12 protein-coding genes, 1 tRNA gene and 1 pseudogene are annotated in these 16328 nt (G+C 45.8%); 11 read left to right on the forward strand and 3 right to left on the reverse strand.

Features of this window, described 5'->3' with window-relative positions:
* Positions 1 to 9: 9 nt before the first annotated feature.
* Positions 10 to 903 carry a YvcK family protein gene (locus MHO32_RS10435; protein WP_005444701.1) on the forward strand — a complete coding sequence of 298 codons (894 nt, stop codon included), beginning with the start codon at positions 10 to 12 and terminating at the stop codon, positions 901 to 903.
* Between the two features lie 114 nt (positions 904 to 1017).
* On the opposite strand, the gene luxU is transcribed toward MHO32_RS10435, so the two are convergent.
* The 3 genes from luxU to uvrB form a co-directional block, all read right to left on the reverse strand.
* Positions 1018 to 1362 (reverse strand): quorum-sensing phosphorelay protein LuxU, encoded by a 345-nt coding sequence (gene luxU / locus MHO32_RS10440; RefSeq protein ID WP_005444699.1) that lies wholly within the window; start codon positions 1360 to 1362, stop codon positions 1018 to 1020.
* Positions 1359 to 2762: a quorum-sensing sigma-54 dependent transcriptional regulator LuxO gene (gene luxO, locus MHO32_RS10445; protein ID WP_005444697.1), complete on the reverse strand. Its 1404-nt coding sequence runs from the start codon at positions 2760 to 2762 to the stop codon at positions 1359 to 1361. Before luxO ends, luxU begins: the two co-directional genes overlap by 4 nt.
* A 325-nt stretch (positions 2763 to 3087) precedes the next feature.
* Entirely contained in the window at positions 3088 to 5118 is a 2031-nt protein-coding gene (gene uvrB, locus MHO32_RS10450) for an excinuclease ABC subunit UvrB (RefSeq protein ID WP_005444695.1), read from the reverse strand.
* 559 nt (positions 5119 to 5677) lie between these two features.
* Between uvrB and MHO32_RS10455 the strand changes: the two genes are divergently transcribed.
* The 10 genes and pseudogenes from MHO32_RS10455 (at position 5678) to gloA (ending at position 16221) form a co-directional block, all read left to right on the forward strand.
* Positions 5678 to 5753, forward strand: a tRNA-Asn gene (locus tag MHO32_RS10455).
* Positions 5754 to 6142: 389 nt separating this feature from the next.
* Entirely contained in the window at positions 6143 to 8440 is a 2298-nt protein-coding gene (pflB, locus tag MHO32_RS10460) for a formate C-acetyltransferase (RefSeq protein WP_239211694.1), read from the forward strand.
* A 311-nt stretch (positions 8441 to 8751) separates the two neighbouring features.
* Positions 8752 to 9330, forward strand: a complete 579-nt coding sequence (rsxA, locus tag MHO32_RS10465) for an electron transport complex subunit RsxA (protein WP_005425202.1) — start codon at positions 8752 to 8754, stop codon at positions 9328 to 9330.
* Positions 9331 to 9334: 4 nt separating this feature from the next.
* Positions 9335 to 9928: an electron transport complex subunit RsxB gene (gene rsxB / locus MHO32_RS10470; protein WP_029790465.1), complete on the forward strand. Its 594-nt coding sequence runs from the start codon at positions 9335 to 9337 to the stop codon at positions 9926 to 9928.
* An 8-nt stretch (positions 9929 to 9936) separates the two neighbouring features.
* Positions 9937 to 12674: pseudogene (rsxC, locus tag MHO32_RS10475) on the forward strand (electron transport complex subunit RsxC).
* Positions 12674 to 13720: an electron transport complex subunit RsxD gene (gene rsxD, locus MHO32_RS10480; RefSeq protein ID WP_009702728.1), complete on the forward strand. Its 1047-nt coding sequence runs from the start codon at positions 12674 to 12676 to the stop codon at positions 13718 to 13720. The pseudogene rsxC and the gene rsxD overlap by 1 nt, the downstream one beginning before the upstream one ends.
* Before the next feature lie 7 nt (positions 13721 to 13727).
* Complete coding sequence (gene rsxG / locus MHO32_RS10485) at positions 13728 to 14366, forward strand: electron transport complex subunit RsxG (RefSeq protein WP_005444679.1); 639 nt, start codon at positions 13728 to 13730, stop codon at positions 14364 to 14366.
* Positions 14359 to 15051: an electron transport complex subunit E gene (locus MHO32_RS10490; protein WP_009698515.1), complete on the forward strand. Its 693-nt coding sequence runs from the start codon at positions 14359 to 14361 to the stop codon at positions 15049 to 15051. The genes rsxG and MHO32_RS10490 overlap by 8 nt, the downstream gene beginning before the upstream one ends.
* A gap of 79 nt (positions 15052 to 15130) precedes the next feature.
* Positions 15131 to 15772, forward strand: coding sequence for an endonuclease III (gene nth, locus MHO32_RS10495; protein ID WP_005444675.1), 642 nt, complete (start codon positions 15131 to 15133; stop codon positions 15770 to 15772).
* A 32-nt stretch (positions 15773 to 15804) separates the two neighbouring features.
* Positions 15805 to 16221, forward strand: a complete 417-nt coding sequence (gene gloA / locus MHO32_RS10500) for a lactoylglutathione lyase (protein ID WP_239211697.1) — start codon at positions 15805 to 15807, stop codon at positions 16219 to 16221.
* Positions 16222 to 16328: the final 107 nt, after the last annotated feature.

Genomic DNA, 16328 nt, shown 5'->3' on the forward strand with positions numbered 1-16328 from the left:
AAGAACGTAATGAATATCTACACCGATAAGAAAGTGGTCGCAGTTGGTGGTGGTCACGGTTTAGGCCGTATGTTGGCAGCATTAAAAGATTTTGGCAGCAATGCAACTGGCATTGTTGCAACAACCGACAATGGCGGTTCAACCGGTCGTATTCGCCATTGCCAAGGTGGTATTGCATGGGGTGATACGCGTAACTGTATCAACCAGTTGATCACTGAACCATCAATCAGTTCCATGATGTTCGAATATCGCTTCAAAGGTACTGGCGAACTCGACGGACACAACCTAGGTAACCTAATGCTGACCGCTCTGGATAACCTATCGGTACGCCCATTAGAAGCGATTAACCTTATTCGCAATATGTTGAAAGTCGACGTCAACATTCTTCCTATGTCTGAGCACCCTTCCGATCTCACCGCATTATCGGTCGATGGGCAATGGGTTACAGGCGAAACCAACGTCGATGAGATGGATACCGATTTGCGTCGTCTCGATTTATCACCAGAAGTTCCCGCAACCAAAGAAGCTGTGACAGCGCTTGCTGAAGCTGACGCCATCATTCTTGGTCCCGGAAGTTTCTTAACAAGCATTATGCCGCCACTGCTCCTACCTGAATTGGGTAAAGCTATTGCCGCAAATCAAACTGCAAAAGTGATTTTTGTCGCCAACTTGAGTCCAGAGTATGGTCCTGCTGGGCGTATGACAATGAAGCAAAAACTCGAGTGGTGCGAGCGCGCTTGCCAAGGAAGAAAGATTGATGTCGTATTGGCAGAAGAAACAGAGCCAGAGGTGCTTGAGAACTGGAATGTGGTCACCGAGTCGTTAGCTTCTACTAATCGCGATTGGCGTCATGATCGAGACAAGCTCAAACTTGCGATTGAAAACCAGTTGCCGTCGAACTAGAAAGTTCGCATCGAGAAAACGACTCCAGCTAGAGCAATTTGATCGAATGAAAAAGCCCTTCCACACCGGAAGGGCTTTATGTTTTAGTGCTCATTGAATAGCGTCAACAAAGCGCTAGTTTGTCCAAGAGCGATAGGCATCACGTGTGACATCAAGCAAAGCGAGCATTTCTGTGGCATCCTCACCCTGCTCGGCTAACTGATTCGACTTCGCTTTTCGGTCGATCGCAATAGCCAAATCACACAGTCGATCTGCACCAAAGCTTGCGGCACTGCTTTTGAGTGCGTGGCTGATCTCTTTCAAATAGATCAATTGCTCATTGCCTTTAAGATCAGATAATCGGGTTATATAGGTGTCCATTTCCCCTAAAAAAATATCAAGCAAAACGGGCACATTATCACTGCCTATCTCAGCAGACAGCTCTTCAATCTTTTGCTGATTTAATACGTTCATACTCATACGTTTTGTTTTTCGTCCCTGCTATTCCAAGCTTGCAACTTGCGATAAATCGTCGATGGGCTGACATCTAAGTAGCCCGCAGCGCGTGGAATATTGCCATCACACGCTTGAATCGCCTGCTCGATGGCCATTTTCTCAGTCATCCAAAGCGGCATAATGTCTGACACCGTCAAAATGTCAGGTTCAATAAATTTTGATGCCGATTGACGAACCACTGGCTGGTTCAACGGCGGTGGCAGCATGTCTAACGTAATCTCTTTGCCGTTGTTCAATACCACAATGTTGCGCAGTACGTTTTGCAACTGACGAACGTTACCCGGCCATTCATAACTATTGAACCTATCAATCACCTCTTGCGAGAAGCGGATGAAGCTTTTGCCTTCTTCGTGAGACATATAACCAAGCAACGAATAAGCAATCTCAATTACATCTTCGCCACGCTCACGCAGCGGTGGAAGGTGCAATGGGATCACGTACAAACGATAGTACAAGTCTTCACGAAAACGCCCTTCTTGCACTTCCTTCCAAGGGTCGCGGTTCGTTGCGCAAACAAAACGTACGTCCACACTCTTCATCTTCGAAGAACCGACTTTTTGGAACGTCCCCGTTTGAATGAATCTTAGTAACTTTGTCTGGAGGTCTAGGTCCATCTCACAAAGCTCATCAAGAAACAAAGTGCCACCGTCAGCAAGCTCAGCCGCACCTTGTCGGTCATTTGCCGCGCCAGTAAATGCACCTTTTACGTGACCAAATAACTCGCTCTCAATCAGATCTTTAGGGATGGCAGCACAGTTAATGGCGATAAACGGCTTATCACCACGTTTGCTTGCTGCGTGAATTGCCTCGGCACACACCTCTTTACCAGTACCACTTTCACCCGTGATGAAAATACTTGCTTTACTGCTCGCCGCCGAGTCAATAGTGCGGTAAACCTGCTGCATGGTTTGGCTACTGCCGATAAAGCCTTGGTAATTTTGGTTGCCCGGATTATCCGCTTCATTTTTAAGCTTGGTAGCTTTACGGATCGCATTATTTACCGTGACGCGTAAACGGTCAGCTTCACATGGTTTAATTAAGAAATCTTGAGAACCATGACGCATTGCTTCTACCGCAGTATCGATAGAGCCATGGGCAGTCATAAAGATAATTGGCACGTCTGGATGACTTTTCTTCACTGCGTGCAATACATCCATCCCCGTCATATCAGGTAGACGAAGATCGAGCAGAATAAGATCAGGAATACGGTGGTTCAGACTTTCGATTGCGTCTCTGCCTGTACCAACAATATTGATATCGATGCCGAGTGGCGTTAGGTAAGAACGGTACAATGCCGCGACAGATGCGGTGTCTTCTACCATTAGTAGATAACGAGACTTTTGACCTTCTGTTATTTGTTGCATAGCCTAGCCGATTTTTTGTTGTGTTTTAAATAATAATCGCATTACGCTTTGCATTTTGCAAATAATCATTCGTAAGATTGTGGGTATTCTAAATAAACTAAACCGAATATCAACAGGTTAAATTATGGCACAAACCATGCTCTTAAACTAATGACCCCTCGGGTCACCTAGCCAACTGACGTTGTTAGTGAACGATATGTTCACAAAACGAGCCAATAGATCCGACTGCCTATTGGCTTCTTTTTTGTCTGTTCAGTAAGGGGAAAGAAAGTGCCCAAGCAATTTATGTAAACACAAACACTTGGGCATGGAATGAAGCAATCAATCAACTGTTAGCGATGAACTGCTCGCGTAACTTCTCAATCTCGTCACGCTTTTGCGCTGCTAATTCAAATTCCAGATCTTGAGCATGTTGGTACATCGCCGCTTCTAGACGACTGATCTCTTTCTCCAACTGCTGTGGAGACATAATTTCGTAGGTTTGCGAAGGCTCTGCCACTTTCGATAACGGAACTTGTTTAGTGTTCCGTTGACGTTTGGACTTAGTGATATCCCCCAGCTCCATAATGTCTTTGATATTGCGCTTCAAGGCTTGAGGCTCAATGCCCATCTCTGCGTTATATGCCTTTTGCTTCTCACGACGACGGTCCGTTTCGTCCATTGCTTTCTTCATCGATTTAGTGATCGAATCTGCGTAAAGAATCGCTTTTCCTTTGATGTTACGAGCTGCACGCCCAATGGTCTGAATCAATGAACGCTCTGAACGCAAGAAGCCTTCTTTATCTGCATCCAAGATCGCCACCAGCGATACTTCGGGCATATCGAGACCTTCTCGCAACAAGTTGATCCCTACCAACACGTCGAACTCACCTAAACGAAGGTCGCGAATAATTTCTACACGCTCAACGGTGTCGATATCTGAGTGAAGGTATCGAACTTTCACATCGTGCTCGTGAAGGTATTCGGTCAAGTCTTCTGCCATACGCTTGGTTAACGTCGTCACCAGAACACGCTCATCTTTCGCCGCTCGAATGCGAATTTCAGACAATAAGTCATCAACCTGAGTCGATACCGGACGTACTTCCAATTCCGGATCGAGCAGACCCGTTGGGCGTACAACCTGATCAGCAATCTCATCGGCTGATTTTTCCAGCTCGTAGTTACCTGGTGTCGCTGATACAAATATCGTCTGTGGAGAAATCGCCTCAAATTCTTCAAACTTCATCGGACGGTTATCCAATGCTGAAGGTAAACGGAAGCCAAACTCCACCAACGTCTCTTTACGCGAACGGTCACCTTTATACATCGCACCAATTTGTGGAACTGTAACGTGCGATTCGTCGATGATCAGTAAACCATCATGAGGTAAGTAATCGAATAGTGTTGGGGGCGGCTCACCCTCCGCTCGACCACTTAAGTAACGGGAGTAGTTTTCGATACCTGAACAGAAGCCTAGCTCGTTCATCATCTCAATATCGAACTGAGTTCGTTGGCTGATGCGTTGTTCTTCTAGAAGCTTGTTGTTATCTAGCAACTGCTTCTTGCGAACTTCAAGCTCATCTTTGATGCTTTCAATCGCATCAAGGATACGCTCACGCGGGGTCACATAGTGAGTCTTTGGATAGATGGTATAACGTGGTAAGTCACGCTGTTTCACCACTCCAGTCAGAGGGTCGAATACGCTAATGCAATCCACTTCATCATCAAACATTTCGACACGGACCGCATCTTGGTCTGATTCTGCCGGAAAGATATCAATCACTTCACCACGAACGCGGAACTGACCACGTTCGAATGCAACGTCATTGCGAGAATATTGCAACTCTGCAAGACGGCGCAGCATATCACGCTGATCAATCACATCTCCACGACGCAGGTGCAACATCATTTGCAGATACGATTCCGGATCACCCAAACCATAAATAGCCGATACCGACGCTACGATGATCGCATCTTTGCGTTCTAGTAAGGCTTTAGTGGCCGATAAACGCATTTGCTCAATATGAGCGTTAACTGAAGCATCCTTTTCAATAAAGGTGTCCGTCGTTGGAACGTATGCTTCGGGTTGGTAGTAATCATAGTAAGAGACGAAGTACTCTACGGCATTATTTGGGAAGAAGGCTTTCATCTCACCATACAGCTGAGCTGCCAGCGTTTTGTTGGGTGCAAGGAGGATGGCAGGACGCTGCGCTTGCGCAATCACATTTGCCAACGTGAATGTTTTACCTGAGCCAGTTACACCCAATAGCGTCTGATGAGCAAGACCTGCGTCTAACCCTTCCAATAACTGTTTGATAGCGGTTGGCTGATCACCAGATGGTTGATACTCAGAGACCAGTTCATAAACTTTACTCATACCCTTCCTCAAATTTACTGCACTTTGGCTGTATATATATACACCTTATTAGATGAAATCTACGTCTATTTTAGATTTATAGCTCATTGTTACTAATTTTTGTGCTTTCTCTATTTTGATCTAGCCTTAGTCTGGTGACTCTGTTATAGTCTTTCGCCCTACTTGGTGATACTCCCCAAATCATCACAATTTAATTTCCACAACTTTTCCCCAGAAAGACCTAATATTATCCTTTATCCCCAAAAGGCTAAATTTTATCCACTTTAACTAATTCTGCGTCAATCTAAATAAATCACTGTTTTATTTGCTTATTCAGTGCCTATTTCTGCTTAAAAATTCAAAACAAAACAACACTGTTGCATATAAAAGTTCTTTACTCAGATCTCATCAACATAGTTATCCACAAATTTGGTGGATAAGTAACTCCAGCCCTTTACTGGCAAGGATTACAAGAAAGTAAAGATAAAATTCCATTATTTTTTACTAGAAATGTGTTTTTTAGGTGTTGACAGAAATATAGGTGCTCGGTAAGATTCGACCCGCTTTCAAGCAAAGCAATTCCTCCTTAGCTCAGTCGGTAGAGCGACGGACTGTTAATCCGCAGGTCGCTGGTTCGAATCCAGCAGGAGGAGCCAAATTCCAGACAAAGCCGTGTCGAAAGACGCGGCTTTTTCGTATCTGCTCCCCTAGAATCTCAGCACAAATAAGCTTAGTAAATACAGTTACACAATCTCTTCATACACACCGCTTCTTCCTAATTCGAATGACGGCAAATCTGCTCATTACTCTGTTTTACTTTTAATTCGCCGATAAATTCACGATACCAAGCATTAAATGTGTGGTTCTGAAAGCAAAAGATAACCATAAGCCTATGATTCAAAAATTAATGCATTTTAATCATTTAAAAAATGAAAAGCATTCATTTTACTCATAGATAGTAAATCCATACGATTGAAAGGGTTAAGAATGGTTCCGGCCTACTCGTCGCCTCCATTCTATTTATCAATAACTTAGGGATTTACTAATGACTATTCCGACGACTGATATGCTTGACGCATGGACTGGATTCGCTGCTGGTGAATGGCAAAATGCTGTCAACACTCGTGACTTCATCCAAAAAAACTACACCCCTTATGAAGGAGACGAGTCCTTCTTAGCTGAGGTAAGTGAATCTACGTCAGGATTGTGGAACCAAGTGCTTGAAGGCATTAAACAAGAAAGCCGCACACACGCGCCTGTTGATTTCGATACCGATCTGCCATCAACGATTACTTCTCACGATGCGGGTTACATCAACAAAGATTTAGAAAAGATCGTTGGCTTACAAACCGAACAGCCACTCAAACGTGCCATTATCGCCAATGGCGGCATTCGTATGGTGAAAAACTCGTGCGAAGTGTACGGTCGAGAGCTAGACCCAACCGTAGAAAAGATCTTCACCGAATACCGCAAAACTCACAACAAAGCGTGTTTCGATCTGTACACCAAAGAGATCCTAGCGTGTCGTAAATCAGGCATCATTACTGGTCTTCCAGATGCTTATGGTCGTGGACGTATCATCGGTGATTACCGACGTATCGCCCTTTACGGTATCGAATTCTTAAAAGCAGATAAAAAAGAGCAATACAACTCAACACAAACTTTCCTAGAGCGTGGCAGTGATCTTGAAAAGACACTTCGCCTGCGTGAAGAGATTGCCGATCAAGTTCAAGCACTTGAAGACATTCGTCAAATGGGTCTGAAATACGGCATTGATATGTCGCTACCCGCAAAAACAGCACAAGAAGCGATTCAATTTACCTACTTTGGCTACCTAGCGGCGGTTAAATCACAAAATGGCGCTGCAATGTCATTGGGTCGTACATCAACCTTCTTAGACGTTTACCTAGAACGCGATATCGCAAATGGTTTGATTGATGAATCACAAGCGCAAGAGATGATCGACCACTTCATCATGAAATTGCGCATGGTTCGCTTCCTCCGTACACCAGAATACGATTCATTGTTTTCTGGCGACCCAATCTGGGCAACAGAAGCCATGGCTGGGATGGGGGTAGATGGTCGCACGCTCGTAACTAAAACGACATTCCGCTACTTGCATACATTGCATACCATGGGACCAGCACCAGAGCCAAACATGACGATCCTTTGGTCAGAGCAATTACCAGAGACGTTTAAGCAATACGCAGCAAAAGTGTCAATTGATACGTCTTCCGTTCAGTACGAAAATGACGATCTGATGCGCCCAGATTTCAATAACGACGATTACGCGATAGCTTGTTGCGTGAGTCCACAGATTGTTGGTCAACACATGCAGTTCTTTGGCGCACGAGCCAACCTTGCAAAAGCGCTGCTATACACAATCAACGGCGGCATAGACGAGAAATCTAAAGCGCAAGTAGGTCCATCTGTAGAAAAAGTTCAAGATGAAATTCTCGACTTTGACGCACTAATGCCGCGCTTCGATAACATGTTGGAATGGTTAGCGACTCAATATGTCACTGCGTTGAACATCATCCATTACTCGCATGACCGTTACAGCTACGAAGCGTCATTAATGGCACTGATGGATCGTGACGTACATCGAACCATGGCGTGTGGTATTGCGGGTCTATCTGTGGTGGCAGACTCTTTAGCTGCAATCAAATTCGCAACAGTGAAACCGATTCGCGACGAGAATGGCATCGCCGTTGATTTTGAAATCGAAGGCGACTACCCGAAATTCGGTAACAATGATCCACGCGTTGATGACATCGCTTGTGATCTAGTAGAGCGCTTCATGACAAAAATTCAGAAGATGCACACTTATCGTGAAGCTGTGCCAACTCAGTCGATCCTAACCATCACATCTAACGTGGTTTACGGCAAAAAAACGGGTAACACGCCAGATGGTCGCCGCGCAGGTATGCCGTTTGGTCCAGGTGCAAACCCAATGCATGGTCGTGATGAAAAAGGAGCGGTTGCTTCGTTAGCTTCGGTTGCCAAACTGCCGTTTGCTTACGCGAAAGATGGCATTTCTTACACCTTCTCAATTGTACCCAATGCATTAGGTAAAGATGAGTCAAGCCAGAAGAGGAACCTTGCGGCGCTAATGGATGGGTACTTCCATCATGAAGCAAGCAATGAGGCTATTGCGATTGAGGGTGGTCAGCATCTCAATGTTAATGTTCTCAACCGAGACATGCTGTTAGATGCGGTTGAACATCCTGAAAAATACCCTCAATTGACGATTCGAGTGTCTGGTTACGCAGTACGTTTTAACTCGCTAACGAGAGAGCAGCAACAAGACGTTATCAGCCGCACCTTTACAGAAAAACTGTAAATCAATCTAGAAACGTTAACCTTAGCTCATCCCCCTAGCTCATTAGGGGTATGAGCATTTTCTATTTCGTTTTATCCAAGAAATGAAGAGTGGAGCCGCCAGCAAAGCGTGCGTTAAATCAGTGACGAAAATTGCGTTTTCCATTGTTAACAACCATTCACCAAACTTTTCAATTTCTTATTAATCCATCCACTCACATCACATACACGTATAATTTTCCATCGGGTGCATAAAACCACACCGTTCTTTGGTTGTTATTGGTGTCACAAAACACGATAATATTGGGATCGGATTTTAAGAACGTAATAACTATGACCGAATATATTTTGTTGTTGGTCGGCACTGTGCTGGTGAACAACTTTGTACTGGTGAAGTTTTTGGGCTTGTGTCCTTTTATGGGCGTGTCTAAAAAACTGGAAACAGCAATTGGCATGGGCTTAGCTACAACTTTTGTACTAACGCTCGCGTCTGTGTGTGCATACTTAGTGGAAAGCTATGTTTTACGTCCACTGGGCATCGAATATCTACGAACCATGAGCTTTATTTTGGTGATCGCTGTTGTTGTACAGTTCACCGAAATGGTCGTGCACAAAACCAGCCCGACGCTTTATCGTCTGTTGGGTATCTTCCTACCATTGATTACAACGAACTGTGCTGTTTTGGGTGTTGCCCTGCTTAACATCAATGAAAACCACAACTTCATTGAATCGATCATTTATGGTTTTGGTGCGGCAGTTGGCTTCTCTTTGGTATTGATCCTATTTGCCTCAATGCGTGAACGTATTGCTGCAGCTGACGTACCTGTACCATTTAAAGGTGCTTCGATTGCAATGATCACCGCAGGTCTTATGTCTCTTGCCTTCATGGGCTTTACTGGTTTGGTGAAGTAGACCAATGAGTACTATTTTAATTGCGATCATTGCCCTTGCAGCGCTTGCCGCTGTATTTGGGGCCATACTCGGTTTTGCGTCGATTCGCTTCAAAGTAGAAGCCGACCCAATCGTCGATCAAATCGATTCTATTCTTCCTCAAACTCAGTGCGGTCAGTGTGGCTACCCAGGTTGTCGTCCATACGCAGAAGCGATTGCTAACGGCGATCAAATCAACAAGTGTCCCCCAGGAGGTCAAGCGACCATTGAAAAACTGGCGGATTTGATGGGTGTCGAAGCGGAAGAGTCGGCACACGACCTCGACAACAAAGTCAAAACCGTTGCTTTCATCCATGAAGACATGTGTATCGGTTGTACCAAGTGTATTCAAGCGTGTCCTGTCGATGCGATTGTTGGTGGTACTAAAGCCCTTCATACCGTTATCAAAGACGAGTGTACCGGTTGTGACTTGTGCGTTGCTCCTTGTCCAACTGACTGTATTGAAATGATTCCTGTGGAAACCACCACAGAGAGCTGGAAGTGGAAGCTTAACGCTATTCCAGTGGTTAACATTACGGATGCTGCCAACGCAGCGAACGTGACTGATTCAATTAAATAAGGTTTCGTATGTTGTCTTTGATTGAACAAATTCGTACTGGTTCGCTATGGGATTTCCCAGGCGGCGTGCATCCGGCAGAAAACAAAAAGCAATCCAACAAAACTGAATTGGTTCATGCAGCCATTCCGTCGGAAATCGTCCTACCTCTGAAACAACACATCGGTAAAGCAGGTAATCTACTAATTGCTGTTGGTGACACCGTGTTGAAAGGTCAACAGCTAACGGCGTCAGACAGTGGCTTTACCGTTCCTGTTCATGCACCAACTTCCGGTCAAGTGACGGCTATTGAGCCACGAACCGTTGCTCACCCATCGGGTTTGAGCGAACTGTGCGCAGTGATTACACCTGATGGTAACGATGCTTGGTGTGAGAAAACGCCCGTTGCCGATTACACTCAAGAATCCGCTGATGCGTTAATCGATGTGATTCGCCTTGCTGGTATCTCTGGCATGGGTGGCGCAGGCTTCCCTACTGCTAAGAAGATCCAATCGGGTATCGCACGTACCGAAATTCTTATCGTCAACGCAGCCGAATGTGAGCCTTACATCACCGCCGATGACAAACTCATGCAAGAACATGCTGACGAATTGATCCAAGGGATCGAGATCGTCGAGCATATCCTTAAGCCAAAACTGACCATCATCGGTATTGAAGATAACAAGCCAGCAGCAATCAAAGCACTGGAACAAGCGGCGATGAACAAAGACATCGTGATCCGCGTTATCCCAACCAAATACCCTTCTGGTGGTGAGAAGCAGCTCATCAAGATTTTGACCAATAAAGAAGTTCCTAGCGGTGCTATCCCTGCAGATATTGGCATCCTGGTTCAAAACGTTGGTTCTCTATACTCAATTAAACGTGCAGTGATCGATGGCGAACCTATGGTCAATCGCATCGTGACGCTTACAGGTAAAACCTTCAAACAACCACGTAACGTTTGGACACTTCTTGGTACGCCAGTACAAGCGCTTTTAGATGAGTTTGGCTATAAAGCAGATAAAAAGCTGCAGCGTCTGATCATGGGTGGTCCAATGATGGGCTTTACCCTACCTCACGCTCAGGTTCCTATCACTAAAACGGCAAACTGTATTCTGGCACCGAAACGTCGTGAGATCGCCTCTGACCAACACGAAATGGAATGCATTCGTTGTAGCCAATGTGCTGAGGCATGCCCTGCGTCACTACTGCCACAGCAGCTCCAGTGGTATGCGAAAAGCCAAGAATACGACAAGCTGGAAGAGCTGAACTTAAAAGACTGTATTGAATGTGGTGCGTGTGCATTTGTGTGTCCAAGTGAGATTCCACTGGTTCAATATTATCGTCAAGCGAAAGCTGAAATCCGTACTCGCGCTCAAGAAGCGGCAGCCGCTGAACGAGCTAAACTGCGCTTTGAAGAGAAAAAAGCGCGTATGGAACGCGAAAAAGCAGAACGTGAGAATCGCTTCAAGAAAGCCGCGGATGATCGTCGTAAAGACATGAAAGCATCTGGTGGTGACGATGCGATTGCAGCAGCGATCGCTCGTGTGAAAGCGCAAAAAGAGAACGCTGAAGCGAAAGCCGAGCCAGCAGTGAAACCAGCGGTTGCTGCCGCGATTGCCAAAGCAAAAGCAAAACAAGCTGCAGCAGCTCAATCTGGCGCAGCAGAACCTGATAACTCAGAAATGGCGAAGCTACGCGAAGAGCGCAAACGTATTGCTCGTGAGCGTAAAGCACAAAAAGAGCAAGGTGACACATCTGAGGATAATGCTGACGATAAGAAGTCTGCAGTTGCAGCCGCTATTGCCCGTGCAAAAGCCAAGAAAGCTCAGCAAGAAGACACATCAACACCTGCTGAAGCTGGTGACAAGAAAGCAGCCGTCGCGGCAGCTATCGCCAGAGCTAAAGCGAAAAAAGCACAACAAGAGGATTCAACCGAACCTGTAGAATCAGAAACGTCTGAACAGCAAGGCGGTGATCCTAAGAAAGCTGCTGTAGCTGCTGCCATTGCTCGTGCAAAAGCGCGCAAAGCTCAGCAAGAAGAATCAACTGAATCTGTAGAAACGGAAGCACCTGCTGAACAAGCTGAAGATCCGAAAAAAGCCGCTGTTGCCGCAGCCATTGCTCGCGCTAAAGCACGCAAAGCTCAGCAAGAAGCACAAACAGAGTCTGTTGAAGCGGAAGCGCCTGCAGAGCAAGTTGAAGATCCAAAGAAAGCCGCAGTTGCTGCTGCCATTGCTCGTGCAAAAGTGCGCAAAGCTCAGCAAGAAGAATCAACTGAATCTGTAGAAACGGAAGCACCTGCAGAACAAGCGGAAGATCCTAAGAAAGCCGCAGTTGCTGCAGCGATTGCTCGTGCAAAAGCGCGCAAAGCTAAGCAAGAAAACTCTACAGAACCTGTAGAAACTGAAGCTCCTGCTGAACAAGCTGAAGATCCGAAAAAAGCCGCTGTTGCCGCAGCCATTGCTCGTGCGAAAGCACGCAAGGCTCAGCAAGAGTCACAAGCTGAATCCGTTGAAGAAGCGCCTTCTGCAGAGCCAGAAGTGGATCCGAAGAAAGCTGCAGTTGCCGCTGCCATTGCCCGCGCTAAAGCACGTAAGGCTCAGCAAGAAGCACAATCTGAATCCGTTGAAGAAGCGCCTTCTGAAGAGCTTCTGAAGAGCCAGAAGTGGATCCGAAGAAAGCTGCAGTTGCCGCTGCCATTGCCCGCGCTAAAGCGCGTAAGGCTCAGCAAGAAGCGAATAAGAACAATACTGAGGAGAACGAGTAATGTCGTTTTTTATTGCCAGTTCACCACACGCTCACAGCCGTCGTAGTACGCCTGATTTGATGAAATGGGTAGCGCTGTGTGCAATTCCTGGCTTAGTGGCTCAAACCTACTTCTTTGGTTGGGGCACCATCATTCAACTTGTGTTCGCTATTGCGGTCGCGGTGTCGCTAGAAGCGCTAGTCATGCTTGTGCGTAAGCGTTCACCAATGCGTGCACTTCGTGATAACAGTGCCATCGTGACAGCATGGTTATTAGCCGTTGCTATCCCACCATGGTCTCCGTGGTGGATCATGGTCATCGGCTTGATTTTTGCCATCGTGATCGCGAAGCACCTATACGGCGGTATTGGTCAAAACCTATTTAACCCAGCGATGGTCGCCTACGTGGTGCTACTTATCTCCTTCCCTGTCCAGATGACAAGTTGGAGCGCACCTGTTTCATTGATGTCTGAGCACGTTAGTTTTGCAGACGCGTTATCTCTGATCTTCACTGGTTATGATTTTGATGGCTTGTCACTACAACAAGTTCGCGCTGGAGTGGATGGCGTGACAATGGCAACCCCATTAGACGCATTTAAAACCGGTATCCACACTGGTGCGACACCAAGTGAAGTACTATCACAACCTATGTTTGGTGGTCTTGCTGGTATCGGTTGGCAATGGGTAAACCTTGCTTACTTAGTCGGTGGACTGGTTATGATCAAAAAGCGCATCATCCAATGGTACATTCCTGTTGGCTTCCTAGGCAGTTTGGCGCTGTTTAGCACAGTATTTAGCTTAATCACACCAGGAGAAACTGCTTCACCAATCTTCCACCTACTTTCGGGTGCTACGATGTTGGGCGCATTCTTTATCGCAACTGATCCTGTATCAGCATCCACTACCGTGAAAGGTCGTTTGATTTTTGGTGCGCTTATTGGTGCATTGGTATTTATTATTCGTAGTTGGGGCGGTTTCCCAGATGGCGTTGCCTTTGCCGTTCTGCTTGCCAATATGTGTGTACCGTTGATCGACTACTACACCAAACCAAGAACTTACGGTCACTGAGGTAAACATGTTAACCGCTATTAGAAAAAATGGTCTGACACTTGCGATCTTCGCTTGTGCTACAACCGGTCTTGTGGCACTGACTCAGTACCTAACAAAAGATCAAATTAAACTTCAGGAACAAAAGCAATTGCTGTCGGTTCTTAACCAAGTGATTCCGGAAGAAATGCATGACAACAATCTTGTTACAGCGTGTACGATGGTGTCAGCGCCCGATCTAGGTACGGTTCGAGCGATGCCAACTTACATCGCAACTAAAGATGGTCAACCAACGGCAATGGCGATTGAATCCATCGCTCCAGATGGCTACAACGGTGAAATCAAAATCATCACTGGCATCGATAACCAAGGCAAGATCCTTGGTACTCGTATCCTAAGCCATCAAGAAACACCGGGGTTGGGCGATAAAATCGATTTACGTGTTACCGACTGGATTTTGAGTTTCACGGGTAAACAAGTGACAGAAAGTAACTGGAATTCTTGGCGCGTTCGTAAAGATGGTGGCGATTTCGATCAGTTCACTGGTGCTACGATTACCCCTCGCGCGGTAGTGAAAGCGGTAAGAAACACGGTAAACTATGTTAATAAATCTCGTGATGAGATTCTGAACCAGCCCCTAGACTGCGCAGGAGGCAACCATGAGTGAAAATAAACTGCTAATGAAAAACGGCATGTGGAGTAATAACCCAGCCCTAGTGCAACTTCTGGGTTTGTGTCCTCTACTTGCGGTTTCTTCCACCATTACCAACGCGCTTGGTTTGGGTATTGCGACTTTGTTGGTGCTTGTCGGTTCGAACGTGACGGTTTCACTGATTCGTAACTACGTACCAAAAGAAATCCGTATTCCCGTTTTCGTTATGATCATTGCTTCTTTGGTAACTTGCGTTCAACTGCTCATGAATGCTTATGCCTACGGCTTGTATCTATCTCTTGGTATTTTCATTCCTCTGATCGTAACCAACTGTATTATCATTGGTCGTGCGGAAGCTTACGCATCTAAAAATGATCCACTGCCAGCAGCACTAGATGGTTTTTGGATGGGTCTGGGAATGACAACTGTACTGGTTGTACTTGGCGCAATGCGTGAACTTATCGGTAATGGCACCCTGTTTGATGGTGCAGACCTACTCCTTGGCGATTGGGCTGCAGCACTGCGCATTCAAGTATTCCACTTCGATAGCAGCTTCCTACTTGCATTATTACCACCAGGCGCTTTCATCGGGGTAGGACTTTTGATAGCGTTGAAAAATGTTATCGATAGCTCAATTCAGGCACGTCAGCCAAAAGAAGAAAAACCAGCCATTGAGCGTGCTCGCGTAACTAACGCATAATGTAAAAATTCTAAAATCAAGGCTCTACCACTCGTAGGGCCTTTTTCATAAACCGCAAAGACGGGTTTGGAAGTCAGCAATGAACAAAGTCAAAAGAATTGAAATTCTCGAACGATTAAGAGAAAACAATCCTAATCCTCAAACGGAGCTCAATTGGAGCACTCCGTTTGAACTCCTTATCGCCGTACTACTTTCTGCGCAAGCGACAGACGTAAGTGTGAACAAAGCAACAGATAAACTCTACCCAGTTGCCAACACACCACAGGGCATTCTTGATTTGGGCGTCGATGGTTTAAAGGAATACATCAAAACCATCGGTCTGTTTAACTCAAAAGCCGAAAACACCATTAAGACTTGTAAGATCCTGCTCGAAAAACACAACGGTGAAGTGCCAGAAGATCGCGCAGCGCTTGAAGCGTTACCCGGAGTGGGTCGTAAAACAGCTAACGTTGTACTGAACACCGCATTCGGTTGGCCAACAATTGCGGTAGATACGCATATCTATCGTGTTTCGAACCGTACAAAGTTTGCGATGGGCAAAACTGTCGACGATGTGGAAGAAAAACTTCTTAAAGTGGTGCCAAAAGAGTTTAAGCTTGATGTACACCATTGGCTGATCCTTCATGGTCGCTACACCTGTGTTGCACGAAAGCCGCGTTGTGGTAGTTGTATCATCGAAGACCTGTGTGAATTCAAAGATAAAGTGTATCCAGACGAATAACCCTGTCTGAAACAATCGCTAGGAGCAAAAAAATGTCAAACGGTCGAATTCTTCACACCATGCTGCGCGTGGGTGACTTAGACAAATCTATCAAGTTCTACACTGAAGTAATGGGCATGCAATTGCTTCGTACCAATGAAAATAAAGAGTACGAATACACCCTTGCATTTCTTGGCTACGGAGATGAGTCTCAAGGTGCTGTCATTGAACTAACGTACAACTGGGGCACAACTGAGTATGACCTAGGCTCTGCATTTGGTCACATTGCGATCGGTGTAGACGATATTTACTCAACGTGTGACGCGATCAAAGCGGCAGGTGGGAACGTAACTCGTGAGCCGGGTCCAGTTAAAGGCGGTACAACCCACATCGCTTTTGTCAAAGACCCCGATAGTTACATGGTAGAACTGATTCAAAATAAACAAGCTTCGGCAGGTTTAGAAGGTTAATCCCTTTCTCTATTGAAACATATCATGTTGTTGCAGGCAGGTCTGAGACCTGCCTGTTGTTTATAAACAAATTGCTTTACTTGATAATGGTTATCGTTTAGATTTGT

The sequence above is a fragment of the Vibrio sp. MMH1-50 genome (genome assembly GCF_022347645.1).
Classification (GTDB): Bacteria; Pseudomonadota; Gammaproteobacteria; order Enterobacterales; family Vibrionaceae; genus Vibrio; species Vibrio harveyi.

Excerpts from the sequence above, each read along its gene's own strand:
- MHO32_RS10490 (WP_009698515.1), top strand. The coding sequence starts at position 14,359 with ATGAGTGAAAATAAACTGCTAATGAAAAACGGCATGTGGAGTAATAAC.
- nth (WP_005444675.1), top strand. The coding sequence starts at position 15,131 with ATGAACAAAGTCAAAAGAATTGAAATTCTCGAACGATTAAGAGAAAAC.
- MHO32_RS10435 (WP_005444701.1), top strand. The coding sequence starts at position 10 with ATGAATATCTACACCGATAAGAAAGTGGTCGCAGTTGGTGGTGGTCAC.
- gloA (WP_239211697.1), top strand. The coding sequence starts at position 15,805 with ATGTCAAACGGTCGAATTCTTCACACCATGCTGCGCGTGGGTGACTTA.
- rsxA (WP_005425202.1), top strand. The coding sequence starts at position 8,752 with ATGACCGAATATATTTTGTTGTTGGTCGGCACTGTGCTGGTGAACAAC.
- pflB (WP_239211694.1), top strand. The coding sequence starts at position 6,143 with ATGACTATTCCGACGACTGATATGCTTGACGCATGGACTGGATTCGCT.
- luxU (WP_005444699.1), bottom strand. The coding sequence starts at position 1,362 with ATGAGTATGAACGTATTAAATCAGCAAAAGATTGAAGAGCTGTCTGCT.
- rsxB (WP_029790465.1), top strand. The coding sequence starts at position 9,335 with ATGAGTACTATTTTAATTGCGATCATTGCCCTTGCAGCGCTTGCCGCT.
- luxO (WP_005444697.1), bottom strand. The coding sequence starts at position 2,762 with ATGCAACAAATAACAGAAGGTCAAAAGTCTCGTTATCTACTAATGGTA.
- rsxD (WP_009702728.1), top strand. The coding sequence starts at position 12,674 with ATGTCGTTTTTTATTGCCAGTTCACCACACGCTCACAGCCGTCGTAGT.
- rsxG (WP_005444679.1), top strand. The coding sequence starts at position 13,728 with ATGTTAACCGCTATTAGAAAAAATGGTCTGACACTTGCGATCTTCGCT.
- uvrB (WP_005444695.1), bottom strand. The coding sequence starts at position 5,118 with ATGAGTAAAGTTTATGAACTGGTCTCTGAGTATCAACCATCTGGTGAT.